A 25,180-nucleotide genomic window follows, 5' to 3' on the forward strand; every position below is an offset into this window, starting at 1 on the left:
CGGCGGCGGGGCCCCCCACACCCCGGGCGCGCCCCGGCCCCCCTGGGGGTACGCGGGGCCCGCGACACAGCTCAGCGCGAGGCCGCTCAGCCGGCCTTCGGCTGCTGCTGCGTGATGCAGTGGATGCCGCCGCCGCGTGCGAAGAGCGGCCGCGCGTCGATGCCGACGACCTCGCGACCGGGGTACACCTCGCGCAGAATCGCCTGGGCGCGCTCGTCGGCCGCCTGCTCGCCGAATGCGCAGGCGATCACGGCGCCGTTGATGACGACGTGGTTGATGTAGCTGTAGTCGACCCAGCCCTCCGCGCCGCGGAGCGCCGCGGGGGCGGGCAGGTCGATGATCTCGACGCCGGGAGCCGTGTCGGCGATCCAGCGCTCGGCGACCTCGCGGTTAGTGCGCGCGATCGCATGATCGGGGTGCGACTCCGCATCCTGCCGGTGCATGAGGAGCACGTCGGGGTGGGGGAAGGCCGCGAGGATGTCGGAGTGACCGCGAGTGCCGTAGGTCTCGTGGTCGGCCGTGAGACCGCGCGGCAGCCACAGCGCGCTCGTCGTGCCGATGGTGCGCTCGAGCTCCGCCTCGACCCGTTCCTTGGTCCAGCCCGGGTTGCGGCCCGGATCGAGCTGCACCGTCTCCGTCAGCACGACGCGGCCGGTGCCGTCGACCTGGATGCCGCCGCCCTCATTGGTCATCTCCGAGTCGACCAGTTCGGCACCCGCCGCCTCGGCCACGATGCGGCCGATGTGCTGATCCTTGTCCCACTCCGCCCAGTCCTGGCCGCCCCAGCCGTTGAACACGAAGTTGACGGCGCCCAGGCGCCCGTCGTCGCCGATCACGAAGCTCGGGCCGATGTCGCGCATCCAGGCGTCGTTCAGCGGCGCCGAAATGCGATCGATCTGCGCCGAGAGATACTTCGAGGCGATCGACTCGTCGCCGGGGTTCACTACGACGGTGACGGGCTCGTGCTCGCTCGCGGCGTTGGCGACGGCGGCCCACGTCGTGCGGGCCTCCTCGACCTCGGTCTCGGTGTCGCCGAGGGTGTAGCCGCTCGACGGCCACGCGAGCCAGATGCGCTCCTGCTCGTGGCCCTCGATCGGCATGCGCCAGGTGGTCATGGGGTGCTCCTTGTGGTGAAGTGCGGGGTTACGGGTGATGCCCGGCCGCTGGGCGACCGGGCATCGGGAGACTGCGCGAGGGATCCCTGTCGATCCCTCGCGCCTCGAGTTCAGTCGTCGAAGCTGAGCGTCCTCGCGATGAGGGCCTCCTGCTCGACCGCGTGCACCTTGGCGGAGCCGGTGGACGGGGCCGCCGAGGCCGGGCGGGAGATGACGCTGATGCGGTCGTTCGCGAGGTGCTTCGCGAGCACGAGGGAGATGAAGGGCCAGGCGCCCTGGTTCTCCGGCTCGTCCTGGGCCCACACGAGCTCGGCGTTCTGGTAACGGGCCAGCACGCGGCCGAGCTCGATCGCCGGGATCGGGTAGAACTGCTCGACGCGCACGAGCGCGACGCGCGGATCGGGCCGCTTCTCGAGGGCCGCGAGCAGGTCGTAGTAGAGCTTGCCCGAGACGAGCACGACGCGCTCGACGGCGTCGCCGTTCTCGATGCGGGCGTCGTCGATGACCGGCTGGAAACCACCCGAGGTGAAGTCCTCGACGCTCGAGGTCGCCCCGCGCAGTCGCAGCATCGACTTGGGCGTGAAGATCACGAGCGGCTTGCGCGGGCGGGCGTAGGCCTGGCGGCGCAGCAGGTGGAAGTGGTTCGCCGGCGTGGAGGGACGGGCCACGATCATGTTGTCCTCGGCGCACAGCTGCAGGAAGCGCTCGATGCGCGCGGAGGAGTGGTCCGGGCCCTGGCCCTCGTAGCCGTGCGGAAGCATCATCACGACGGAGGACTGCTGCCCCCACTTCTGCTCGGCGGCCGCGATGTACTCGTCGATGACGGCCTGCGCGGTGTTGGCGAAGTCGCCGAACTGCGCCTCCCACACGACGAGCGCGTCCTCGCGCTGCAGCGAGTAGCCGTACTCGTAGGCGAGCGCGGCGTACTCGGCGAGCAGCGAGTCGTAGATCCAGAACCGGGCCTGATCCTCGGAGAGGTTCAGCAGCGGGATCCACTCCTGGCCGTTGGCGCGATCATGGAAGACGGCATGGCGCTGGGCGAAGGTGCCGCGTCTCGCGTCCTGACCGGCGAATCGCACCGCCGTGCCCTCCATCAGCAGGGATCCGAGCGCGAGCAGCTCGCCGAAGCCCCAGTCGATCCCGCCCTCGCGGCTCATCTCGCCGCGCTTCTGCAGCAGCTGCTCGAGCTTGCGGTGCACGGTGAAGCCCTCGGGCTTGTTGAGGTGGGCGTCGCCGATGCGTTCGATCACCGAGCGGTCGACGGCCGTCTCGAGCACGGCGCCCTCGCGCTCGCCGTTGCTCTGCGCCTCCCCGATGCCGCTCTGATCGATGACGGGGATCGAGCCGGTCTGCGCCGCGTGCGTCTCCTGGAACGCCCGCTCCAGGCGGTCCTGGAAGTCCTGCTTCGCCTTCTCGTACTGCTCCTCGGTGATGTCGCCGCGACCCACGAGCGCGCTCGTGTAGAGGCGTCGCGTGGAGCGCTTCGCTTCGATGAGGTCGTACATGAGCGGCTGCGTCATCGAGGGATCGTCGCCCTCGTTGTGGCCGCGCCTGCGGTAGCAGACGAGGTCGATGATGACGTCGATGTGGAAGCGCTGACGGAACTCGTAGGCGAGCCGCGCCACGCGCACGACCGACTCGGGGTCGTCGCCGTTCACGTGGAAGATGGGCGCCTGCACGACCTTGCCCACGTCGGAGGAGTAGACCGCGGAGCGGGAGTCGCGCGGCAGCGTCGTGAAGCCCACCTGGTTGTTGATGATGATGTGGATCGTGCCGCCCGTGCGGTAGCCGCGCAGCTGCGACATCTGCAGCGTCTCGTACACGACGCCCTGGCCGGCCATCGCCGCATCGCCGTGCACGAGGATCGGGAGGGTGGTGAAGGAGCCGATCGGCTTCAGATCCTGCTTCGCGCGGACGATGCCCTCGAGCACCCCGTCGACGGTCTCGAGGTGCGACGGGTTCGCCGCGAGGTGGATCGGCACCTGCGTACCGTTCGGGGCGGTGAACACGCCGGTGGTGCCGAGGTGGTACTTGACGTCGCCCGATCCCGCCTTCTGCGACTGGGCGCCCTCGAATTCGCGGAAGATCTGGCCGTAGGTCTTGCCCGCGATGTTGGAGAGCACGTTCAGGCGACCTCGGTGCGCCATGCCGACGTCGACGCTGTCGACGCCGTCCTCGGCCGCGTCGATGAGCATCGCGTCGAGCAGCGGGATCACCGACTCGCCGCCCTCGAGGCTGAAGCGCTTCTGACCGACGTACTTGGTCTGGAGGAAGGTCTCGAAGGCCTCGGCCTCGTTGAGCTTCTCGAGGATGCGCATCTGCTCGTCGTGGCTCGGCTTGGCGTAGGGCACCTCGAGCTGATCCCGCAGCCACAGGCGCTGCTCGGGATCCTGGATGTGCATGTACTCGATGCCGATCTTGCGGCAGTAGGAGTCGCGGAGCACGCCGAGGATGTCGCGCAGCTTCATGGTGCGCTTGCCGCCGATCCCTCCCGTCACGAACTCGCGGTCGAGATCCCAGAAGGTCAGGCCGTGGTTCTCGATCTCGAGGTCGGGGTGGGTGCGCTGCACGTACTCGAGCGGGTCGATGTCGGCCATGAGGTGGCCGCGCACGCGGAAGGAGTTGATGAGCTCCTGCACGCGCGCCGTCTTGTCCACGGCGCCTGCGACGTCGACGTGGATGTCGCTCGCCCACTGGATCGGCTTGTAGGGGATGCGCAGGGCCGCGAAGATCTCCTCGTAGAAGTTGTGGCCCCCCGTCAGACGCTCGTGCACCTTCTTCAGGAACTCGCCCGAGCCGGCGCCCTGGATGACACGGTGGTCGTAGGTGCTCGTGAGGGTGATCGTCTTCGAGATGCCCAGGTTGACGAGCACCTCCTCCGAGGCGCCCTGGAACTCGGCCGGGTACTCGAGAGCACCGGCGCCGATGATCGATCCCTGCCCCTGCATGAGTCGGGGCACCGAGTGGACGGTGCCGATGCCGCCGGGATTGGTGAGCGAGATCGTGGTGCCCTGGAAGTCGGAGGGCTCGAGCTTGCCGGCCCGCGCGCGCTTCACCAGATCCTCGTACGCGGCGAGGAAGTCGTTGAAGTCGAGCGTCTCGGCGCGCTTGATCGCGGGCACGAGCAGCGAGCGGGTGCCGTCGGCCTTCGGCACGTCGATCGCGATGCCGAGGCCGATGTGGGCGGGCACGACGATCGAGGGCTTGCCGTCGACCTCGGCGTAGGCCACGTTCTGGCTGGGGAACTCCTTCAGCGTCTGGATCAGCGCCCAGCCGATGAGGTGGGTGAAGGAGACCTTGCCGCCGCGGCTGCGGCGCAGGTTGCTGTTGATGACGATGCGGTTGTCGATCAGCAGCTTCGCCGGAATCGTGCGGACACTCGTGGCGGTCGGCACGGCGAGGCTCTGATCCATGTTCTTGGAGAGCGTGCGCGCCATGCCGCGCAGCGGCGTGATCTGGTCGGCCTCGAGGGCCTCACGGTTCGCGCCCGCGTTGGTGCGCGGCGCATCTGCGGGAATCGGTGCGACTCGGGGGGCAGCGTTGGTGGTGCGCGCAGGCTGCGTCGCCGTGCTGATCGAGGCCGTTGCGGGCGCCGGTTCGCGAGCGGCGGCCGGGGCGGCGTCGGCGGCCTGCTGCGAGGCCCCGTACTTCTCGAGCGTCGACCACCACGCCTGATCAACCGAGTTCTTGTCGACCTGGAATTGCTTCCACATCTCCTCGACAAGCCATGCGTTTGCACCGAATTCTCCTGCGGGACCAGCCTGGCCGGTGGTCTCCGTGCGCTCCGCCAAAGCGACTTCCTCTCGTTCGTGTCGATAGGTGGCAATCGTGTAACCGGGGTGCCGGCGCCATAGCCATACCGCAGTCCACACTACGCCCTTTCCGTACGATCCGCGCCCAAACTCTCGGTGATATCTCCGGGGCGATCCTGATAGGGTCGAAAGGCCATGGATGCAGACTCTCGAAGACCTTCGGACCCCCCGAGTACCTGCCGCGCTGACGCGCGGCCCAACGTTTCGAGGTGGAGCCGGCGGTGAACGACTGGATCCTCCTCGCCATCGGAATCGTCCTCACAGCGGGCACCGGCATCTTCGTCGCCGCTGAGTTCTCTCTCGTCGCCCTCGACAGGCAGGAGCTCGAGCGTCGGCGCGACGCGGGCCAGCGCGGTCTCGACCGCGTCATCAAGGGCCTCTCGCGCACCTCGACGCACCTCTCGAGCGCGCAGCTGGGCATCACCCTCACGACCCTGCTCGCCGGGTACACCCTCGAACCGGCCGTCAGCGGCTTCCTCGACGCGCCGCTCGGCGCGATCGGCGTGCCGGAGGATCTGCGGCGCGCGATCAGTGCTCCCGTCGCAGTCGCCCTCGCAACGGTGTTTTCGATGATCGTCGGCGAGCTCGTCCCGAAGAACTTCGCCCTCGCGAAGCCTCTCGCGACCGCCCGCGTCGTGATGCCCGCTCAGGCCGCGTTCACCACCACGTTCAAGCCGGCCGTCCTCGCGCTCAACGGCAGCGCGAACGGCATCCTGCGCTCGATCGGCATCGAGCCGAAGGAGGAGCTCTCGGGAGCCAGGTCGGCCGAGGAGCTCTCCTCGCTCGTGCGGCACTCGGCGAGCGCCGGTCTGCTCGAGGCCGACACGGCGACGCTGCTCGACCGCACGCTGCGCTTCTCGGAGCTGACCGCCGGCGACGTCATGACGCCCAGGCTGCGGGTCGAGAGCCTGCAGCGCCTCGAGCCGGCGCGGGCCGTGCTCGAACTGTCGGGCCGCACCGGCTTCTCGCGCTTCCCGGTCATCGACGAGGACCGCGACGACGTCGTCGGGCTCGTCCACGTGAAGCAGGCCGTCTCCGTGCCGCGCGCGAAGCGCGGCGAGGTGCCGGTCGCCGCGCTCGCGGAGGAGGTCGTGCGCGTCCCCGACACGATGCGACTCGATCAGCTGCTCGAGGAGCTGCGCAGCAGCGGCTTCCAGCTCGCGATCGTGGTCGACGAGTACGGCGGAACCGCCGGCATCGTGACGCTCGAGGACCTCGTCGAGGAGATCGTCGGCGAGGTCGCCGACGAGCACGACCGCGCGGCGGCGGGCGTCGTCGGCACGGCCGACGAGATGACCTTCCCCGCCGACCTGCGCCCCGACGAGGTGCGCGAGCAGACGGGGATCGAAATCCCCGACGATGACGACTACGACACTGTTGCGGGCTTCGTGCTGAGCCGGCTCGGGCGCATCCCCGAGCCGGGCGACGAGGTCGCTCTGCCGGACGGCAGCGCGCTGAGCGTCGTGCGGATGGACGGACGCCGGATCTCGCGGCTGCGGTTCACGGCGCGGCCGATCCCCGCCGACGCGGAGGACGATGCGTCGCGAGACGGCGACCCCCAGGGGGGAGGCGTCCGATGAGCGACTGGATGGGAATCGTCTGGCTCGTGGTGCTGCTCATCGCGAACGCCTTCTTCGTCGGCGCCGAGTTCGCCGTCATCTCCGCGCGTCGCTCGCAGATCGAGCCTCGGGCCGAGGCTGGCTCGAAGCGCGCGCGCACCGCGCTCTACGCCATGGAGCACGCGACGCTCATGCTCGCGACCAGCCAGCTCGGCATCACCGTGTGCTCGCTGCTGATCCTGAACGTCTCGGAGCCCGCCATCCACCACCTGCTGGAGGGTCCCCTCGCGTGGACCGGGCTGTCGCCCGAGGTCGTCAGCGTCACCGCGTTCGTGCTGACGCTCGTGCTGGTCTCGTACCTGCACGTCGTGTTCGGCGAGATGGTGCCGAAGAACGCGGCGTTCTCGATGCCCGATCAGGCCGTGCTGCTGCTCGCGCCGCCGCTCGTCGCGGTCTCCCGCCTCCTGCGGCACGTGATCGCGGCGCTCAACGCGGTCGCGAACGGTACGCTGCGCCTCTTCGGCGTCGAGCCGAAATCGGAGACCACGAGCACCTACACGCTCGAGGAGGTCGCGAGCATCGTGAGCCACTCCACCCGCGAGGGCGTGCTCGAGGACCGCAGCGGTGCGCTGACGGCCGCGTTCGAGTTCACGACGAAGCGGGCGAGGGATCTGCTCGTGCCGTTCGAACGGCTCGTGGTGCTGCCGGCCGGGTCGACTCCCGAGGACGTCGAGGCGGCCGTCGCCCGTCACGGTTTCTCCCGCTACCCGATCGCCGATTCCGACGGCGGCCTCGACGGCTACGTGCACATCAAGGATCTGGTGCGTCTGGGGGAGGACCGGATCTCGCAGCCGATCCCTCAGAAGCGCATCCGCGAGATGATGACGATGCACGCCGACACGGAGCTCGAGGACGTGCTCGCGCGCATGCAGGAGCGGGGCATCCACCTCGCCCGCATCTACGACTCGGAGGGGACGGCCCTCGGCGTCGTCTTCCTCGAGGACGTCATCGAGGAACTCGTCGGAGAGGTGCACGACGCCACCAGGCGGCAGCGCTATGACGCCGACTGAGCGAGGTGGAGCCCTTCCAGCCGATTGAGCGAGCGAAGCCTCTCCCTGCTGATTGAGCCAGCGAAGCGAGTCGAAATCGAGGGCCGCCCCGGTTTCGACTCGTCGGGACTCAAAGCTCCGCGGTCAGCGCGATCCGCGCCGAGAACTCGCTCGGCACGAGCCCGTTCTCGGCGAAGGGGAGGTCGGCGGGCAGCTCGAAGTCGAGCGAGAACTCGAGGGCGTCCTCGTCGATCACGGTGGGCGTGAGCTTCACGGTGGCGGGGTACGGTTCGCGGTCGCCGACGGTGAGGTCGCCGGCGACGTATACCGGATCGGTCTCGCCCTCCGCGCGCCTGATGACGGTCGGCTCGGTCAGGGTGAAGCTCGCGCTCTGCACTCCGACCAGCTCGAAGGAGAGCTCCGCCTCGGTGATCACGTCGTCGCTCAGCACGACGTAGCCCGAGTGCCGCAGCTGCGACCCTGCGACCTCGCCGAGCGAGGAGAGCGCCTGCGGTTCGGTGAGCTCGAAGCTGGAGACCTCGTACACCCGCTCGACCGGAACCGCCAGCAGGTCCGAGTCATTCGCGGCGCGCAGCTCGGCGGCCCGGTTTCCCAGGTCCTCCGCCGTCGCGCACGCGGTCAGGCACAGCGGGAGGGCGACCGTCACGACCGCGGCAGCGGTGAACGCGCGCGGCGCGCGTGTGACGCGGTTGACGACCAATGCGGCTCCCGTCTTGCTGCGAATTGCTTCCGCGGAGAGCCTACGACGGCAATGTGGGAGCCGCTTGTGAGAATGATGGGAGGGCAGCCGATCCCTCGTCAGACGGCGAGCAGCCGCTGCAGCTGCGCACCGACTTTCTCGAACTCGATGAGGAAGGCGTCGTGCCCGAACGGCGAATCGATGCGGGTCGCCCGGTCGCCGTCGAGGCTGCCGGGTGTGTGCCGCGCGATCTCGTCCTGCCCCTCGAGCGTGAAGAGCCGGTCGCTGGGGATTCCCAGCACGAGGGTGGGCAGCTCCAGGGTCGAGAGCGCCGCGCGCACCCCGCCGCGGCCGCGGCCGACGTCGTGGGAATTCATAGCCTGCACGAGCGTCAGGTAGCTGTTCGCATCGAAGCGCCTGGTGAACTTGTTGCCGTGGAAGTCGAGGTACGACTCGACCGCGAAGCGCCCGCCGCCGCCGAGCGGGCTCACCGCCGACTGCCAGGACCGCCCGAAGCGCTCGTCGAGCTCGGTGTTGCTGCGGTAGTTCAGGAGGGCCAGGCGGCGCGCCGTCGCGAGGCCGTGGTGAGGGCCGGTGCCGTCGGGGGCGTCGTAGTAGTTGCCGTCGCGGTAGAAGGGATCCGAGCGGATCGCCTCGAGCTGCACGAGGTTGAGTCCGATCTGGTCGGCCGTCGTGACGGGGGGCGCCGCGATCACCGCGAGGCGTTCCACGCGTCCGGGCCGGGTGATCGCCCATTCCAGGGCGTGCATGCCGCCCATCGAACCGCCGATGACCGTGTGGAAGCGCTCGATGCCGATCTCGTCTGCGAAGCGGGCCGCCGCCTCCACCTGATCCCGGATCGTGAGGTAGGGGAAGCGGCCGCCCCACTCGTGCCCCGAGGGATCGAGCGAGCCGGGGCCCGTGGATCCCTGGCAGCCGCCGAGCACGTTGGGCGCGACGACGCAGTACTTCGTCGTGTCGAGGGGGCGGCCGGGCCCGACGATCTCGGCCCACCAGCCGTCGGTCGGATGGCCGGGGGCCGCCGAGCCGACGAGGTGGCTGTCGCCGGTCAGCGCGTGGAACACGAGGATCGCGTTGTCGCGCCGTTCGTTCAGCTCGCCGAAGGTCTCGTAGGCGATGCGCACGTTCGGCAGCTCGGCGCCCGCCTCCGTGGTGAGCGCCCCGATCGAGGCGAATCGGCGGTCGCCGACGGGGTCGCCGTCGCGCCAACCGCCGGAGATCGGCGGCCGGCCCATCAGCGCGCGCAGCTGCGCGTCGGTGATGAAGTCGGTCGGGAACGAGTCCTCGGGCGTCTGCCAGTCCATAGCTCCCCATTCTGCCCGTGTCGGAGGTGGCCCGCGCAATTGTTACGGGAGGGGGACCCCTCGCGGTCCGGCGAGCACCTGGGGTGCGAACGAACACCCGGGGCGCGAATGAACACCCGGGGCGCGGACGAACACTCCGGGAAGGGATCCCCGAGTGTTCGCTCGTCCCCTTCGTGTTCATTCGGTTTCGAGTGCCCGGTGCCGGGGGCACCGAGTTATCCACAGATCGGTCTTCGGGCCACCGCAGGGGCTGCGCGCAGGCGATGATCGGGACATGAGCATCACGGAGAGCGCATGAGCACCGCAGAGCGCATGGGGAGGATCGAGGCGCATCTCATCTTGACCGATCGCGACGCGCGGATCGGGCCGCAGAAGTCCGTGAGGCTGGGCCGCGGCGCTGCTCTCCCCGCCGAGCTGTGGCGAGCGCTGCAGCCCGAGGACCGGCATCTCGCCCGGGTGCTTGCGACGCATCGCAGAGCGTCGTGCCCGCCCGTCTTCTCGGGCGTCTCCGCCGCGGTGCTGCACGGATGGCCGCTCTACGAATCCGGTGATCCGCCCGTCCTCGTCACGACCCGCACCGAGGGAACGAACCGCAACACGGCGGGAGTCGTGAGACGCCGCGCGCACCTCGAGCCGCACGAGGTCGTCGAGGTGAACGGCCTCCTCTGCACGTCACCCGACCGGACACTGCTCGACCTGGCACGGTTCGACAGGCCCGAGACTGCGGTCTCCTGCGCCGACGCATACCTCCGCGACCGTTTCCGGATTCGTCGTGACATCGACGAGTCGGGCCTCGACGAGTGGCGGGCGATCATGCAGGAGAGGCTCGCGAGACTTCGCGGTCGGCGCGGGGTGCGCCGCGCCCGCGAGCCGTTGGAGGTCGCAGACCCCCGCACCGATTCGCCCCTCGAGAGCGTGAGCCACCTGTACCTGAGCAGATTCGGCTTCGAAGTGGCGCTGCAGGTGCCGGTGAGGTCGCCGCGCGGCGGGAACTACCTCATCGACTTCGAGTTCCTCGGGCTGGGATGCTTCGGCGAGTGCGACGGCAAGCAGAAGTACCTCGACGTCGAGGTGCGGGGCGAGATGACCGCGGACGAGGTGCTCTATCGCGAGCGGCGCAGGCAGAACTGGGTGGAGGCCACCACGCGGAAGGCGGTGTTCCGCTGGGGCTGGCCCGAGATCGCGACCGAGCTGGTATTCGCAAGCGTGCTCGATGCGTTCGGGCTGCCGATCCCTCGCCCGCCTGCCGGTCTGAGGCCGAGCGCTCGGCGCCCCTCGTGACGCAGGCCCGATCCCTCTCCCTGGATCTGCAGGCCGAACGAACACCTGGGGCGCGAACGAACACTGCGGGGGTGAGAGAACATCGTGGGAAGGTCTCCCGGGATGTTCTCTCACCCCCGCAGTGTTCGTTCACTCGGCGCCCGCCGCCGAGCCGCGTCGCGAGCGAGGCCTCGCGAGCCCTACGCGTTCGCCGCCGCTGCCCGCACCTCGCGCGCCGCGGCGAAGCCCTGCTCCAGGTCGGCCTTGATGTCGGCGATGTTCTCGAGCCCCACCGAGAGTCGCACGAGGCCCGGGGTGACGCCCGCGGTGAGCTGCTGCTCGGGCGTGAGCTGCGAGTGCGTCGTCGAGGCCGGGTGGATCACGAGCGAGCGCACATCGCCGATGTTCGCGACGTGGCTGAACAGCTCGAGGCTGTTCACGAACGCCTTGCCGGCCTCGACGCCTCCCTTCAGCTCGAAGGAGAGCACCGCGCCGACGCCCTTGGGTGCGTAGCGGTTCGCAGTCGCGTACCAGGGCGAGGTCGGCAGCCCCGAGTACGACACCGAGGCGACGTCGTCGTGGGAGTCCAGCCACTCGGCGACCTCCTGCGCGTTCTGCACGTGGCGCTCGATGCGCAGCGACAGCGTCTCGATGCCCTGCAGCAGCAGCCAGGCGCTGTTCGGGGCGATCGCCGAACCGAAGTCGCGCAGCAGCTGCACGCGCGCCTTGATGATGTAGGCGATAGCGTCGCCGACGGCGCCGGTGTAGCTGATGCCGTTGTACGAGGGATCGGGCTCCGTGAGGCCGGGGAAGCGGTCCGCGTGCTCGGACCACGGGAAGGTGCCGCCGTCCACGATGACGCCGCCGAGGGTGGTGCCATGGCCGCCGAGGAACTTCGTGGCCGAGTGCAGCACGATGTCGGCGCCGTGCTCGAACGGGCGGATCAGGTAGGGGCTCGCCACGGTGTTGTCGACGAGCAGCGGCAGGCCGTTCTCGTGGGCGACGTCGGCGACGGCGCGGATATCGAGCACCGCGGAGCGCGGGTTGGCGATCGACTCGGCGAAGAACAGTTTCGTGTTCGGACGCACGGCGCGCTGCCAGGCCGCGGGGTCGTCCTGATCCTCGACGAAGGTGACCTCGATGCCGAGCTTCGCGAGCGAGTACTTGAACAGGTTGTAGGTGCCGCCGTAGATGGAGCTCGACGAGACGATGTGGTCGCCGGCGTTCGCGATGTTCAGCACGGCGAAGGTGGAAGCAGCCTGACCGCTGGCGAGCAGCAGCGCCGCGACGCCGCCCTCGAGCGCGGCGACGCGCTCCTCGGCGACCGCCTGGGTCGGGTTGGTGATGCGCGTGTAGATCGGGCCGAGCTCGGCGAGCGCGAAGCGGTTCGCCGCCTGCTCGGTTCCCTCGAAGACGAAGGCCGTGGTCTGGTGGATGGGCAGCGCGCGCGACCCGGTCGAGGGATCGGGCTGCTGGCCCGCGTGGATCTGCTTGGTCTCGAAACCCCAGGCGGTCTGGTCGGTCATGGCTGCTCCTCGGTGAGTGATGCGGAGAGGGTCGGCGCGCGGAGATGCGCTGCTGAAGAGACTACGAAGGTCTTGCGGGAACGACAATGCCGCGCGACACTCCGCGTAACCTGATGCCCCTCCGAGAGCGCCGATGCGCACCGGGATGGCCCGCGAATCGCGTGAATCGTGGGCCAACCCGGCGAAGAACGGCGACCCCGATGCGGAATAGGATCGAAGAGAGGGATCGAGACGAGAGGAGTCGCAGATGGTGAGACGCGTGGTGGTGACCGGGGCGAGCTCGGGGATCGGCGCCGCATCGGTACGGCGCTTCGCGGAGCTCGGCTGGGAGACCGTCGCGGTCGCCCGCCGCGAGGACCGGCTCAGGGCGCTCGCCGAGGAGACGGGTGCGCACGCCGTCGTCTGCGACGTGACCGACGAGGAGCAGGTGTCGCGCCTGGCTGCGGAGGTCGCGGCCACGGGCGGTGCGACGGGGCTCGTGAACAACGCGGGCGGCGCCATCGGCACCGAGTCGGTGGAGCACTCGTCGAACGACGACTGGCGCCGCATGTTCGAGGTCAACGTGCTCGGGCTCCGCGCCGTGACCGCCGCGATGCTGCCGGTGCTGCGCGAGGGAGCCCGCGCGAGCGGTTGGGCCTCGATCCTGAACCTCACCTCGACGGCGGGCCTCAGCGCCTACCCGGGCGGGGGAGGATACAACGCCGCGAAGTTCGCTGCGCACGCCGTCACGGAGGTGCTGCGCCTCGAGCTCGCGGGCGAGCCGATCCGGGTCATGGAGCTCGCGCCCGGCCTCGTGCACACGGAGGAGTTCACGCTGAACCGGCTGCGCGGCGACGCCGCGGCGGCTGAGAGGACCTACGCCGACGTCATCCCGCTCACGGCCGAGGACGTGGCCCGTGTGCTGGTGGGCGCCTTCGAGCAGCCCCCGCACGTGAACCAGGATCTCATCACGCTGCGCCCCGTCGCGCAGTCGAGTGTGTTCCACACGCATCGCGGCCCTCTGGTGCCCAAGGGTTGAGCGAGGCGACGCACATGGCGATGACGCTGCGCGAACTGGCCGAGCACGGCCACGTGGCCGCCGACTGGGCCGAGGCGCTCGAGCCGGTGGGGGACCGGCTCGCGGAGCTCGGACGGTTCCTGAACGCCGAGCGTGCGGCGGGGCACAGGGTGCTGCCCGCGGGCGACTGCATCCTTGCGGCGTTCCAACGTCCGCTCGCGGATGTGCGGGTGCTCATCGTCGGGCAGGATCCCTACCCGACCCCCGGGCACCCCATCGGGCTCTCGTTCGCCACGGCGCTCGATGTGCGGCCGATCCCTCGCAGCCTGCAGAACATCTACAAGGAGCTGCACGACGATCTCGGCATCCCGCCCGCCCCGCACGGCGATCTCACCGCATGGGCCGATCACGGCGTCATGCTGCTCAACCGTGTGCTCACGGTGCGAGCGGGCGCTCCCGCCTCGCATCGCGGCAAGGGGTGGGAAGCGTTCACGGAGCGGGCGATCCGGGCGCTCGTGGCGCGGGGAGGCCCGCTCGTCGCGATCCTGTGGGGCAACGACGCGCGATCCCTCGCCCCCATGCTCGGCTCCGTGCCGCGCATCGAGAGCCCGCACCCTTCTCCGCTCTCGGCGTCGCGCGGCTTCTTCGGCTCGAAACCGTTCAGCCGGGCGAACGCGGCGCTCAAGCAGCAGGGATCGGCGCCGGTCGACTGGCGGCTGGCGTAGCCCGTTCCTCCGCGATCGGGCTCCGCTCCGCTCAATCGCCGGAGCCGACGCGCCGCCGCACGAGCACGCGGTACCCGACCCACAGCAGCACGACCCAGGCCGCGCCGACGATCATGGCCGGCCGGGTATCGGGAACGACCGCGATCATGACGATCACGAAGCCGATGAATGCGAGTGTCGCGTATGACGCGAACGGCCACCACGGCACGGGGAACTCGCTCGCCTCCCCGCCTGCCGCGAGCCTCCGCTTCATGCCGAGGTGCGCGAGCAGGATCATGAGCCACACCAGCACGGTCGCGAAGGTCGCGAGCGCGGCGATGAGGAAGTAGATCTGGTCGGGATAGAGCGCGTTCAGCAGCACGCCGACGAGCAGCGCCCCGGTCATCGCGACGACGGTCATCCAGGGCACTCCCTGCTTCGACAGGCGAGTGAACGCCCGCGGCGCCTGACCCTGTTCGGCGAGGCCGTGCAGCATGCGGCCCGCACCGAAGATGTCGGCGTTGATGGCGGAGACGGCTGCCGTGATCACGACGGCGTTGAGCACGTGGGCCGCGCCCGGAACGCCCACCGTGTCGAAGATCGAGACGAACGGGCTCGTCTCGCCGTCGATCGTGTTCCACGGCTGGATGCACATGATCACGCCGAGCGCGAGCACGTAGAAGAGCAGGATGCGCACCGGCACCGAGTTGATCGCCTTCGGGATGACGCGCTTCGGATCCTGCGCCTCGCCCGCGGTGATGCCGATGACCTCGATGCCGCCGAATGCGAACATCACGATCGTGAAGCAGGCGAGGAAGCCGATGACGCCGTTCGGGAGGAGGCCGCCGTGGTCGACGAGGTTGCCGATGCCGGCCGCACCCTCGCTCCGGTTGCCGAGCCCGAACAGGATGATGGCGATGCCGCCCGCGATCATGAGGATGATCGCGGTGACCTTGATGATCGCGAACCAGAACTCGAACTCGCCGAACACCTTCACACTGATCAGGTTGATGCCCGCGATGAAGCAGACCACCGCGAGCACCCACACCCAGCGGTCGACGTCGGGGAACCAGAACCCCATGTAGATGCCGAACGCTGTGACGTCGGCGACCGCGACGACGAACATCTCGAAGGTGTAGGTCCAGCCGGCCAGGAAGCCGGCGAACGGGCCGACGTAGCGCGACGCGTACTGGGCGAACGAACCCGAGACCGGTTCTCGAACGGCCATCTCGCCGAGCGCGCGCATCACCATGAACACGGCGGCCCCGCCGATGACGTAGGCGAGCAGCACGGCCGGCCCCGCGGCCTGGATCGCGCTGGCCGACCCCATGAAGAGGCCCGTGCCGATCGCCGATCCGAGCGCCATGAAGCGGATGTGCCTCGCGGTGAGGCCCCTGCGGAGTCTCCCTGTGCGAGGGGTATCGGGCGAGGGATCGCGGGGCGCCGCCGCCTCGGCGGTCTCGCCGGTGCCGGGGGTCGTGCCGGAGTCGATGTCGGGGGAATCCACCTGGATACCCTAACCCGGGCGCGGCGGGCCTGCGTCGCCTCGCCGCCACGCCGCGGCGAGCCCGGTGCTGCGACCGCGGCGTGTAGACTGTTACGATGCCCTCTTCCGAGAACACCGACCGACCCGCAGTCGAAGATCCCGCGGCCGAGCCCCAGGCCGAAGCCGCCACCGCGCCGGCCGAGACCGAGCCGACGGAGCCTCAGCCCGGTTCCGCGAAGGCCGACGCTCCCGAACGAATCACCTTCGCCGATCTGGGACTCGCGCCGGAGGTGCTCCGCGCGGTGACCGAGGTCGGGTACGAGACCCCCTCGGCCATCCAGGCCGCGACCATCCCCGTGCTGCTCGACGGGCGCGACGTGGTCGGCCTCGCTCAGACCGGCACCGGCAAGACGGCGGCCTTCGCGCTCCCGATCCTCTCGCGCATCGAGCCCGGCCAGGGCGTTCCCCAGGCACTCGTGCTCGCGCCCACCCGCGAGCTCGCGCTCCAGGTGTGCGAGGCGTTCGAGAGCTATTCGGCCAAGCTTCCCGAGGTGCACCTGCTGCCCGTCTACGGCGGACAGGCCTACGGCCAGCAGCTGTCGGCGCTGCGCCGCGGCGTCGATATCGTGGTCGGCACCCCCGGCCGCATCATGGATCACCTGAAGCGCGGCTCGCTCGACCTCACGCAGATCAAGTATCTCGTGCTCGACGAGGCCGACGAGATGCTGAAGATGGGCTTCGCCGAGGACGTCGAGACGATCCTCGCAGACACCCCCGACGACAAGCAGGTGGCACTGTTCTCGGCGACCATGCCGAAGCAGATCCGCCGCATCTCCGAGCAGTACCTGAACGACGCCGAAGAGATCAAGATCGCCGGCAAGACGCAGACGAGCTCCAACATCACGCAGCGCTACTCGGTCGTCTCGTACACGCAGAAGCTCGACGCGCTCACCCGCATCCTCGAGGTCGAGGAGTTCGACGGGCTCATCGTCTTCACCCGCACCCGCGGCGACTCGGAGCAGGTCGCCGAGAAGCTGCGCGCCCGGGGCTACTCGGCCGCCGCGATCAACGGCGACATCGCCCAGGCCCAGCGCGAGCGCACGGTGCAGGCGCTGAAGGACGGCAAGCTCGACATCCTCGTCGCCACCGATGTCGCCGCGCGCGGCCTCGACGTCGAGCGCATCAGCCACGTCGTCAACTACGATCTGCCGATCGACACGGAGAGCTACGTGCACCGCATCGGCCGCACCGGCCGCGCCGGCCGCTCGGGCGACGCGATCAGCTTCGTCACCCCGCGCGAGCAGCGCCTGCTCAAGGCGATCGAGAAGGCCACGAAGCAGCCGCTCACGCAGATGCCGCTGCCGCGGGTAGAGGAGGTCAACGCGACCCGTCTCTCGCGCTTCGACGACGCCATCACCGCCGCTCTCGACGAGACGAAGCGCATCGAGGCCTTCCGCGACATCATCGACCACTACGTGCGCCACCACGACGTGCCCGAGGCCGACGTGGCAGCGGCGCTCGCCGTCGTGGCCCAGGGCGATACCCCGCTGCTGCTCACCGAGGACGACGACCGCAAGTTCGAGCGCGATCGCAAGCAGGCTGCCCGGTTCCTCGAGGATGGGGCGAGGGATCGCGACCGCGGCGACCGCCCCGATCGCGGTGCGCGCGAGGACCGCGGCCCGCGCGAGCGCCGCGACGACCTGAAGATGTACCGCATCGAGGTGGGCCGCCGCCAGAACGTCAACCCGGGCCAGATCGTCGGCGCCATCGCCAACGAGGGCGGCCTCCGACGCGACGACTTCGGTCGCATCCAGGTGCGCGACGACTTCTCGCTCGTCGAGCTGCCCGCGAAGCTGTCGCGGGAGACGCTCGACGCCCTCTCCGCCACACGCATCGGCGGCAAGCTCATCGAGATGCGCGAGGACAGCGGCCCCGCGCCGCGCGGCAAGGGCTGGGAGGATCGGCGCGGCGGTGATCGCGGCGGACGCGGAGGGTACGACCGCGGCGGGCGCGGCGGCTACGACCGCGATGACCGCGGCGGGCGCGGCTACGATCGGGACCGTGGAGATCGCGGCTCCGACCGGGGCGGTCGCGGATACGATCGCGGTGATCGCGGGTACGATCGCGGTTCGCGCGGCGGCTACGACCGGGGAGACCGGGGCTACGACCGGAACGATCGGCGGGATCGCGACGGCTACCAGGGCGACCGCGGCGGCTATCGCGGGAAGCGCGACGGCGATGACCGGGGCCGCGACCGCTGGGGCGGCGACGACCGCCGTCGCGACTCGGGTCCCGGCCGCGCGGACGGCAAGCGCAAGCCCCGCTGGTGAAGCGGGGCGCCCACCGCTGATTGAGCGAGCGCCCCACCCGCTGGTTGAGCGTGCGCCGGCGAGCGCCGTGCTGAGCGAGGAGCGCAGCGACGAGTCGAAGTATCGAAATCGAGGGTGGGTTTCGACTCGCTCGTTCCTCGCTCGCTCAATCAGCGGGAGGGCGCCGGCACTCGCTCAACCTGCGGGCGGAGGGTTCCAGCCGACGATCGGAGAGACGCGGCAGTCGAGCAGGATCGTGCCGTAGGCTCCGGCCGCGACCCAGGATCCCAGCGCGTCGAGCGCTTCGAGTCGTTCGACGCGCACGCCGCGGGCGCCGAGCGCCGTCGCCACCGCCGCGAAGTCGGTGTCGACCGCGATGCTCGGCGCCATCGCGGGATCGTCGGCCGCGCGCCCCTCGTTCCAGACGACGATCGCGCAGCTCGGGATGCTGCGGACGGCCGACTCGAGACGGCTGAGCGATGCCAGCCCGTCGGCGCCCGTGCTCAGCACGACGCTCGTACTCGGGGCCGCAGCGGCGACGCCGGCGAGGGCGGAGAGCCCGAGACCGGTCGACTCGAAGCCGGCACCGACAGCGATGAGGCGCTCGGGTGCGGAGGCGGGCCAGAACATGCTCGCCCAGGCGAGGCCGCTGCCGTTCTCGGCGACGACGTACCGGTCGAGCGGCAGGAGCTCGCCGATGCGCGAGGCCACCGCCCTGGGATCGAGGCGCAGGTCGGCGCAGACGCCGCCCGGGTGCTCTACCGCCCCCGTGTCGCGCACCCGCAGCGCGCCCCCGGCCTCCAGCCCGAAAACGCTCTCCCGCCAGCCGCTCGGCAGGGCACCGGCCGCGGCGAGCGACCCGAGCAGGGCATCGAGCACCGCCTTCGCGTCGCCCTGGAGCAGGATCTGGCGGGCGTGGTCGACGCCTTCCGGAGCGCCGACAACACCCTCGTCGATGCGGATCACGGTTGTCTCCGCACCGAAGAGGCCCCGGGACGAGTCTCCTTCGAGACTCGCGCCCACGACGACGGCGACATCCGCCTGAGCCGTGACGGACATGGCGGCCGCCTGGCCGAAGCAGCCGAAGACGCCGAGGTCGGTGCGAGGGTCGGGGAAGATCCCCGGCACGAGCGCGGTGGTCGCGGTGAGGGCTCCCAGAGCCTGGGCGAGCGCCCCGAGCTCGGGGGCTGCTCCGGCGAGGTGGGCGCCGCGGCCGGCGACGACGAGCGGCCGCGCCGCGCCCAGCAGAGCGTTCACCGCGGCGTCGAGGCCGAGGGGAGCCGCGAGGGATCGAGCCCCGGGAGCTTCCCGCGGCCGGGGAGAGTCGGCTCCGAGAGTCGCGGCGCTCAGCGACGCGATCGTCGCGGGGTCGTCGAGATCGATGCCGCCGGCGGCCAGGGCCGCCGCGGGTGCGGATCCCTCGCCCTCCGACGCGTGCTCGTGCGGGGCGGCACCGTCGTCTCCGCGCAGCAGGTCGGCGGGCACCGCGAGCACGACGGGTCGTGCGGCGCGCAGGGCGTACGAGGCGGCTCGCCCGACCGCGCGACCGACATCGACGGCCGACAGGGGATAGCTGCGCACGCCGAGTGCGGCGGCGAGCATCTCCTGGTCGACCTCTCGCGCGGGTGCGGTGCCCGGCTCATCCTCAGCCACGATCAGCAGGGGAGTGCGCGCCTGCGCGGCCTCGGCGATCGCGGTGGTCGCGTCGGTGAAGCCCGAGCCGAAGCCGAGCAGTGCGATCGCGGGCGCGCCTGCCACACGTGCGCAGGCGTCGGCCGCGGCGACCGCACCCGCGGCGTCGGGAATCGCCGTGCGGTGCACCCCCGCCTCCGCGAGTGCGGCCTGCAGGGCGCCCGACGAGCCGCCGAATGCGCGACCCGCGTGACGCGCGAGCGAGTGGGCGAGCGTGCGGGTGAAGGCGGTTGCGGATCGCGTCATCGCGGGTCCTCCCTGGTCTTGGCCGAGCGGCGCCGGCGCGGGGTCAGTAGGTGTGCACGATGCGCCAGCGCGCGCGCCTCAGCGCGTCGACGACCTTGTCGACGGGATCGGGCAGGTTGAAGTTCACGACTGCGACGGCCGCGGGCGGCTCGCCGTCGATGCGCATCGGCAGGGCGATGCCGGTCACACCGTTGATGACCTCATCGCTGCTGATCGCGTAGCCGTCGCGGATCACGCGCAGCGCGCCCTCGCTGAACTCCGCGGTGCCGAGCTGCGCGGCGTGCTCGACGGGCGAGAGGGAGGACTCGATCGCGTGGCCGGCCGCGCCGCGCACCACGGGATGGCGCACGCCCGGGTTGCGGGCGATCGTCGCGGTGACGTTCGAGGGCTCGACGGTGATGAGGGTGACGGCCTCGTCGCCGTCGAGCACTGCGACGAACGCGGTCATGCCGAGCTCGTAGGCGAGCTCCGTGACCGCGGGCATCGCGGCCTCGTGCAGCGCGGGGGCGACGCCGCGCGCGAGCGCCGTCAGCTTCGGCCCGAGCCGGATGCCCGCCTGATCCCTCGCCACGAAGCGGTGCTGCTCCAGCGTGCGCAGGATCCGGTACGCATTCGAACGGTGCACCCCGAGTCCGTCGGCGAGCTCGGCGATGGTGATCGGTCGCCCGGCCTCCGCGAGCAGTTCGAGTGCGCGCAGTCCGCGCGAGAGCGTCTGGGAGCCGGTGGCTGCCGCTGCGGTCTCGCGTGCGATGGTCATGTGTCTATTCTGGCGCAAAAGGAAGGGGTGCCCGTCTCGGACGGGCGAGGCCCCGGGATCGCGGGATCCCGGGGCCTCGGAGTGCCGGAGGCGGGCGACTACTTCGCGGCGAAGCGGAAGAGCTTCTTGTTCGCGAACTCGAGCATGCCGACCTTGCCCATCTCGCGGCCGTAGCCCGACTTCTTCACGCCGCCGAAGGGCACGTCGGGGCCCTCGAGGCCGGAGGCGCCGATGAACACCATGCCCACGTCGAGCTGATCGCCGACGCGCTCGGCGCGCTCGAGGTCGTCGCAGATCACGACCGATCCGAGGCCGTAGGGCGAGGAGTTGGCGAGCTCGATCGCCTCCTCGTCGCTCGACACCCTGTACAGCTGCGCGACGGGGCCGAAGAGCTCCTGACTGTAGACGTCCATGGAGGGGGTGATGTTCGTGAGCACGGTCGGGGTGTAGACGTTGCCCTCGGGCTCGTTGTCGCCCACGAGCACCTCTGCGCCCTGCTCGAGCGCGCCCTGCACCTGCGCGGTGAGCGTCTTCGTCGCCTGCGCCGAGGAGAGCGGACCGAAGTCGCCCGACTCGTACGACTGGCCGGCGATCGCGTTCTTGAACTTCTCGGCGAACTCGTCGAAGTACTTGTCGAGCACCACGATGCGCTTGGAACCGTTGCAGGCCTGGCCCGTGTTCTCCATGCGGCCGCCGACCGCGTGCGCGACGGCGTGGTCGAGATCATCGGTGTCGAGCACGAGGAAGACGTCGGATCCGCCCAGCTCGAGCACGCACTTCTTCAGCGCGCGGCCGGCCTGCTCGGCGACGATCGCGCCGGCGCGCTCGGAGCCGGTGAGCGAGACGCCCTGGATGCGGTCGTCGGCGATGATATCGGCGAGCTGCTCATGGGTCGCGAAGACGTTGACGTAGGCGCCCTCGGGGAAGCCGGCGTCGCGGAAGATCTTCTCGAGGGCGAGCGCCGACTCGGGGCACTGCGCAGCGTGCTTCAGGATGATCGTGTTGCCCAGGATCAGGTTCGGAACCGCGAAGCGGGCGACCTGATAGTAGGGGTAGTTCCACGGCATGATGCCGAGGATCACGCCGGTGCCCTGGTAACGGAAGAAGGTCTTCAGGCCGTCCTCGACCTTGAGCTCCTCGTCGGCGAGCCACTCCTCGGCGTTGTCCGCGAACGCAGCGGTGATGGCCCCGGAGAACTCGGCCTCGCCGACGGACTGCTCGACCGGCTTGCCCATCTCACGGTTGATGATCTCGGCGAGCTCGTCCTTGCGCTCCTCGAAGAGCTCGGCCGCGCGCTTCGCGAGCGCCGCGCGCTCGGCGACCGTCGTGGTGCGCGACCACTCGCGGTACGTGCGCTGGGCCGAGGCCAGGGCGGCCTCGATCTCCTCGGCGGTCGCGTCGGGGTATTCGGCGACCGTCTCACCGGTGGCGGGGTTGATTACTGCGAACGTGCCCATGGATGATTCACTCCTCAGTGACGTCGGTGTTCGGATACTGCCAGTGTCGCATACCGGGATCGGCTGCACCACGGCTTCTGGTAACGTCTTTGCGTCGGGATAACCTCCGCGGAGTGCTGATTTCGGAAATCTACAACGGTTTTTGCTTCGAAATCAGTTGTGATGGGGGAATCGTTGACCGACCTTCCCTGAAACGCTCCCGATGCAGGAGAATCATTCACATGTCGAAGAAGACGCTCAGCAACGCCACCGAGACGGGGCATATCCACGTCGGCAAGGGCCTCAACCGCGGCGCGCTCGGAGTGGTCGGATCGACCATCATCGGTCTCGCGTCGACGGCTCCGCTCTACTCCCTCGCCGCGACGCTCGGCTGGGTGATCCTCGCCGTCGGCGCCCAGGCCCCGCTCGTATTCATCGTGGCCTGCATCCCGATGATCTTCGCGGCCTTCGCCTATCAGGAGCTCAACCGCGAGATGCCCGACTGCGGCACCACCTTCGTCTGGGGCACCAAGGCCTTCGGGCCCGTCATCGGCTGGGTCGGGGGCTGGGCCGTCGCGGTGTCGGCGGTCATGGTGCTCTCCAACGTCGGCGAGATCACCGGCATGTACTTCTGGCTGCTGCTCGGCAACGAGGAGTTCGCCGACAACCGGCTGATCGTCGTCTGCACCTCGGTCGTGTTCATGGCGATCATGACCTTCATCAGCACGATCGGCGTGCAGATGGGCGAGCGCCTGCAGATGGTGCTCATGACGATCCAGCTCGTGGCCATGGTGCTCTTCGGCGTGCTGGCGCTCGTGAATGCCACGAACGGCAGCTACGAGGGATCGGTCGCGTTCGACTGGAGCTGGTTCAACCCTGCAGAGCTGACCTCGTGGTCGGGCTTCATGGAGGCGGTGCTCCTCGCGCTCTTCATCTACTGGGGCTGGGATACCTGCCTCGCGCTCAACGAGGAGACGAAGAACCCGCGCAAGACGCCCGGGCGGGCGGCGCTCGCGAGCATCGTCGTGCTGATCGTGCTCTACGTCGGCGTCTCGGTCGTGGCGATGATGTTCGCGGGCCTCGGCGATACCGGCTTCGGCCTCACCAACCCAGACAGCATCGACGATGTGTTCTCGGTGCTGGGCGGCGCGCTCTTCGGTCCCTGGGGTTGGTTCCTGCTGCTCGGCGTGATGCTGTCGGCCGCATCGTCGACGCAGACGACGATCCTGCCCACCGCGCGCGGCACGCTGTCGATGGCCGTGTACCGGGCGCTCCCCGCGAAGTTCGCGGAGCTGCACCCGAAGTTCAAGACGCCGTGGTTCTCCACGACGCTCATGGGCGTCGCGGCGATCATCTACTACGTCGGCATGTCGCTCATCTCCGAGAACGTGCTCGCCGATTCGCTCACCTCGATGGGCCTCGCGATCGCCCTCTACTACGCGATCACCTCCTTCGCGTGCGTCTGGTACTTCCGCGACACGCTGCGCGACAGCGCCCGCAATCTCTGGATGCGGGGCATCTTCCCGCTTCTCGGGGGCCTGCTGCTCGGCTACGCGTTCGTGCAGTCGGCGATCGACATGTGGGATCGCAACTACGGCGAGACCGTTCTGCTCGGCATCGGCGGCGCCTTCGTGATCGGTGTCGGCGCGATCCTGCTCGGGTTCCTGCTCATGGGCATCTGGTGGCTGCGACCGGGCTCGAAGCCGTTCTTCCGCGGTGAGAGCCTGAACCGCGATACCCCGGTGCTCGTTCCGGACGAGTGATCCGCGGGATCCGACGAGGGATCGGCCCGGTTCGGGCCGGCTGCTGAAAGGCGGGATGATGGATCGGTTCGACGCATTGGTGGTCGGCGCCGGCGTGTCGGGGCTGACGGTTGCGCGCCTGCTCGCGCAGGCCGGGCTGCGGGTGGCGGTGCTCGAGGCGAGGGATCGCGTCGGCGGTCGCGTGCGCACCGAGCGCGAGGGCGGTCGGATCACCGATATCGGCGCATCCTGGATCCACGGCATCGACGACAGTCCGCTCTTCGAGACTGCGACCGCCCTCGGCATGCCCGTCCACGAGTTCACGATGGGCAGCTACCAGGCGGGCGGCAGACCCGTGGCCTACTACGGCCCGGAGGGCGTGCGGCTCGCCGACACCGACGCCGAACGCTTCATCGCAGACATTGCGGAAGCGGACGCCCAGCTGTCGCGGACGATCGCCGAGGCAGAGCCGGGCAGCAGCTACGCCGACGCGGCGGCACTCGCCGTGGGCGCCGTCGCGGAGCGCGGCGGCTGGGAGGCGAGCCGCGCCGAGCGCGTCGTCGAATACCTGCACCACCGCTCCGAGGAGCAGTACGGCGTGGACGCGTCCCTGCTCGACGCGCACGGCCTCGACGACGACGCGGTCGAGGGCGACGAGGTCGTCTTCCCCGAAGGGTACGATCGCCTGGCGACCAGCCTCGCCGACGGACTCGACGTGCGCCTCGAGCATCCGGTCTCGCGCGTGCGCTGGTCGGATGCCGGTGTCGAGGTCGAGACGAGCCGGGGATCCCTCGCCGCGGCCCGCGCCGTCGTCACCGTGCCGGTCGGGGTGATGCAGGCCGGATCCCTCGCCTTCGAGCCGCCGCTGCCTGACCCGGTCGCCGGAGCCCTCGCAGGCCTGCGCATGAACGCCTTCGAGAAGATCTTCCTCAGATTTCCGGAGCGATTCTGGGACGAGGGCGTCTACGCGATCCGCAGGCAGGGCGCAGCGGGGGCCTGGTGGCACTCGTGGTACGACCTCACCGAGCTGCACGGAGAGCCGACCCTGCTCACCTTCGCGGCAGGGGAGTGCGCGAAGCAGATACGCGACTGGTCGGATGAGCGCATCGCCGCATCGGTCATGGACGGGCTGCGCGGCATCTACGGCGACGGCATCCCCGGCCCTTCGCATGCGCGCATCACGCGCTGGCAGGACGACGAGTGGAGCCGCGGAGCCTACGCCTACATGACCGTCGGGTCGGCGCCGGAGGATCACGACCGCATCGCCGAGCCCATCGGCTCGGGGCCTGGAGGCCCGGTGCTGCACCTCGCGGGCGAGGCGAGCTGGACCGACGACCCCGCGACCGTATCCGCCGCGCTGCTCTCGGGGCACCGGGCGGCGGAGCGGGTGCTCGGCAGGCCGATCGCGCTCGCGGGACTCACCGGTCCGCTGCCTCCCGCAGACTGAGCGGCTGAAGCGTTCTCC

17 protein-coding genes are annotated in these 25,180 nt (G+C 70.0%); 8 read left to right on the forward strand and 9 right to left on the reverse strand.

The window, feature by feature from the left end; translation table 11 throughout:
• Positions 1-86: 86 nt before the first annotated feature.
• Both J4H91_RS02620 and J4H91_RS02625 read right to left on the reverse strand, forming a co-directional pair.
• The gene (locus tag J4H91_RS02620) at positions 87-1,115 is read right to left on the reverse strand and encodes an agmatine deiminase family protein (RefSeq protein ID WP_208044711.1); all 1,029 of its coding nucleotides are present in this window, start codon (positions 1,113-1,115) and stop codon (positions 87-89) included.
• A 110-nt stretch (positions 1,116-1,225) separates the two neighbouring features.
• A complete protein-coding gene (locus J4H91_RS02625) occupies positions 1,226-4,828 on the reverse strand; it encodes a multifunctional oxoglutarate decarboxylase/oxoglutarate dehydrogenase thiamine pyrophosphate-binding subunit/dihydrolipoyllysine-residue succinyltransferase subunit (RefSeq protein WP_243752568.1) in 3,603 nt (1,200 codons plus the stop codon).
• Positions 4,829-5,148: 320 nt separating this feature from the next.
• Between J4H91_RS02625 and J4H91_RS02630 the strand changes: the two genes are divergently transcribed.
• A complete protein-coding gene (locus J4H91_RS02630; protein ID WP_208044713.1) occupies positions 5,149-6,507 on the forward strand; it encodes a CNNM domain-containing protein in 1,359 nt (452 codons plus the stop codon).
• A complete protein-coding gene (locus tag J4H91_RS02635; RefSeq protein ID WP_208044714.1) occupies positions 6,504-7,556 on the forward strand; it encodes a hemolysin family protein in 1,053 nt (350 codons plus the stop codon). Before J4H91_RS02630 ends, J4H91_RS02635 begins: the two co-directional genes overlap by 4 nt.
• 109 nt (positions 7,557-7,665) lie before the next feature.
• On the opposite strand, the gene J4H91_RS02640 is transcribed toward J4H91_RS02635, so the two are convergent.
• Complete coding sequence (locus tag J4H91_RS02640; RefSeq protein WP_208044715.1) at positions 7,666-8,256, reverse strand: hypothetical protein; 591 nt, start codon at positions 8,254-8,256, stop codon at positions 7,666-7,668.
• Positions 8,257-8,354: 98 nt separating this feature from the next.
• Entirely contained in the window at positions 8,355-9,560 is a 1,206-nt protein-coding gene (gene metX, locus J4H91_RS02645; RefSeq protein WP_208044716.1) for a homoserine O-acetyltransferase MetX, read from the reverse strand.
• 294 nt (positions 9,561-9,854) lie between these two features.
• On the opposite strand from metX, the gene J4H91_RS02650 reads away from it, so the two are divergent.
• Positions 9,855-10,841: a hypothetical protein gene (locus J4H91_RS02650; protein WP_208044717.1), complete on the forward strand. Its 987-nt coding sequence runs from the start codon at positions 9,855-9,857 to the stop codon at positions 10,839-10,841.
• 179 nt (positions 10,842-11,020) lie between these two features.
• On the opposite strand, the gene J4H91_RS02655 is transcribed toward J4H91_RS02650, so the two are convergent.
• Positions 11,021-12,346 carry a bifunctional o-acetylhomoserine/o-acetylserine sulfhydrylase gene (locus tag J4H91_RS02655; protein WP_208044718.1) on the reverse strand — a complete coding sequence of 442 codons (1,326 nt, stop codon included), beginning with the start codon at positions 12,344-12,346 and terminating at the stop codon, positions 11,021-11,023.
• A 247-nt stretch (positions 12,347-12,593) separates the two neighbouring features.
• Here J4H91_RS02655 and J4H91_RS02660 point away from each other — a divergent pair, with 247 nt between their 5' ends.
• Together J4H91_RS02660 and J4H91_RS02665 are read left to right on the forward strand one after the other, a co-directional pair.
• Positions 12,594-13,364: an SDR family oxidoreductase gene (locus J4H91_RS02660; RefSeq protein WP_208044719.1), complete on the forward strand. Its 771-nt coding sequence runs from the start codon at positions 12,594-12,596 to the stop codon at positions 13,362-13,364.
• Between the two features lie 14 nt (positions 13,365-13,378).
• Positions 13,379-14,068, forward strand: coding sequence for a uracil-DNA glycosylase (locus tag J4H91_RS02665; RefSeq protein ID WP_208044720.1), 690 nt, complete (start codon positions 13,379-13,381; stop codon positions 14,066-14,068).
• 31 nt (positions 14,069-14,099) lie between these two features.
• Here the strand turns inward: J4H91_RS02665 and J4H91_RS02670 are convergent, their stop codons facing one another.
• Positions 14,100-15,413 carry an amino acid permease gene (locus tag J4H91_RS02670; RefSeq protein ID WP_208044842.1) on the reverse strand — a complete coding sequence of 438 codons (1,314 nt, stop codon included), beginning with the start codon at positions 15,411-15,413 and terminating at the stop codon, positions 14,100-14,102.
• Positions 15,414-15,649: 236 nt separating this feature from the next.
• On the opposite strand from J4H91_RS02670, the gene J4H91_RS02675 reads away from it, so the two are divergent.
• Positions 15,650-17,863: a DEAD/DEAH box helicase gene (locus J4H91_RS02675; protein WP_208044721.1), complete on the forward strand. Its 2,214-nt coding sequence runs from the start codon at positions 15,650-15,652 to the stop codon at positions 17,861-17,863.
• Between the two features lie 174 nt (positions 17,864-18,037).
• On the opposite strand, the gene J4H91_RS02680 is transcribed toward J4H91_RS02675, so the two are convergent.
• The 3 genes from J4H91_RS02680 to J4H91_RS02690 all read right to left on the reverse strand — a co-directional run bounded on the left by J4H91_RS02680 (position 18,038) and on the right by J4H91_RS02690 (position 21,994).
• Complete coding sequence (locus tag J4H91_RS02680) at positions 18,038-19,780, reverse strand: thiamine pyrophosphate-binding protein (protein WP_208044722.1); 1,743 nt, start codon at positions 19,778-19,780, stop codon at positions 18,038-18,040.
• Between the two features lie 43 nt (positions 19,781-19,823).
• Entirely contained in the window at positions 19,824-20,537 is a 714-nt protein-coding gene (locus J4H91_RS02685) for an IclR family transcriptional regulator (RefSeq protein WP_208044723.1), read from the reverse strand.
• Between the two features lie 98 nt (positions 20,538-20,635).
• Positions 20,636-21,994 carry an NAD-dependent succinate-semialdehyde dehydrogenase gene (locus tag J4H91_RS02690; RefSeq protein WP_208044724.1) on the reverse strand — a complete coding sequence of 453 codons (1,359 nt, stop codon included), beginning with the start codon at positions 21,992-21,994 and terminating at the stop codon, positions 20,636-20,638.
• A 221-nt stretch (positions 21,995-22,215) separates the two neighbouring features.
• Here J4H91_RS02690 and J4H91_RS02695 point away from each other — a divergent pair, with 221 nt between their 5' ends.
• Both J4H91_RS02695 and J4H91_RS02700 read left to right on the forward strand, forming a co-directional pair.
• On the forward strand, positions 22,216-23,736 hold the full coding sequence (locus J4H91_RS02695) for an APC family permease (protein ID WP_208044725.1): 1,521 nt from the start codon (positions 22,216-22,218) through the stop codon (positions 23,734-23,736).
• Between the two features lie 55 nt (positions 23,737-23,791).
• Positions 23,792-25,162, forward strand: coding sequence for a flavin monoamine oxidase family protein (locus J4H91_RS02700; protein ID WP_341783401.1), 1,371 nt, complete (start codon positions 23,792-23,794; stop codon positions 25,160-25,162).
• The last annotated feature ends 18 nt before the right edge of the window (positions 25,163-25,180 follow it).

Source organism: Leucobacter ruminantium, from assembly GCF_017565705.1.
In the GTDB taxonomy this organism is placed as follows: Bacteria; Actinomycetota; Actinomycetes; order Actinomycetales; family Microbacteriaceae; genus Leucobacter; species Leucobacter ruminantium.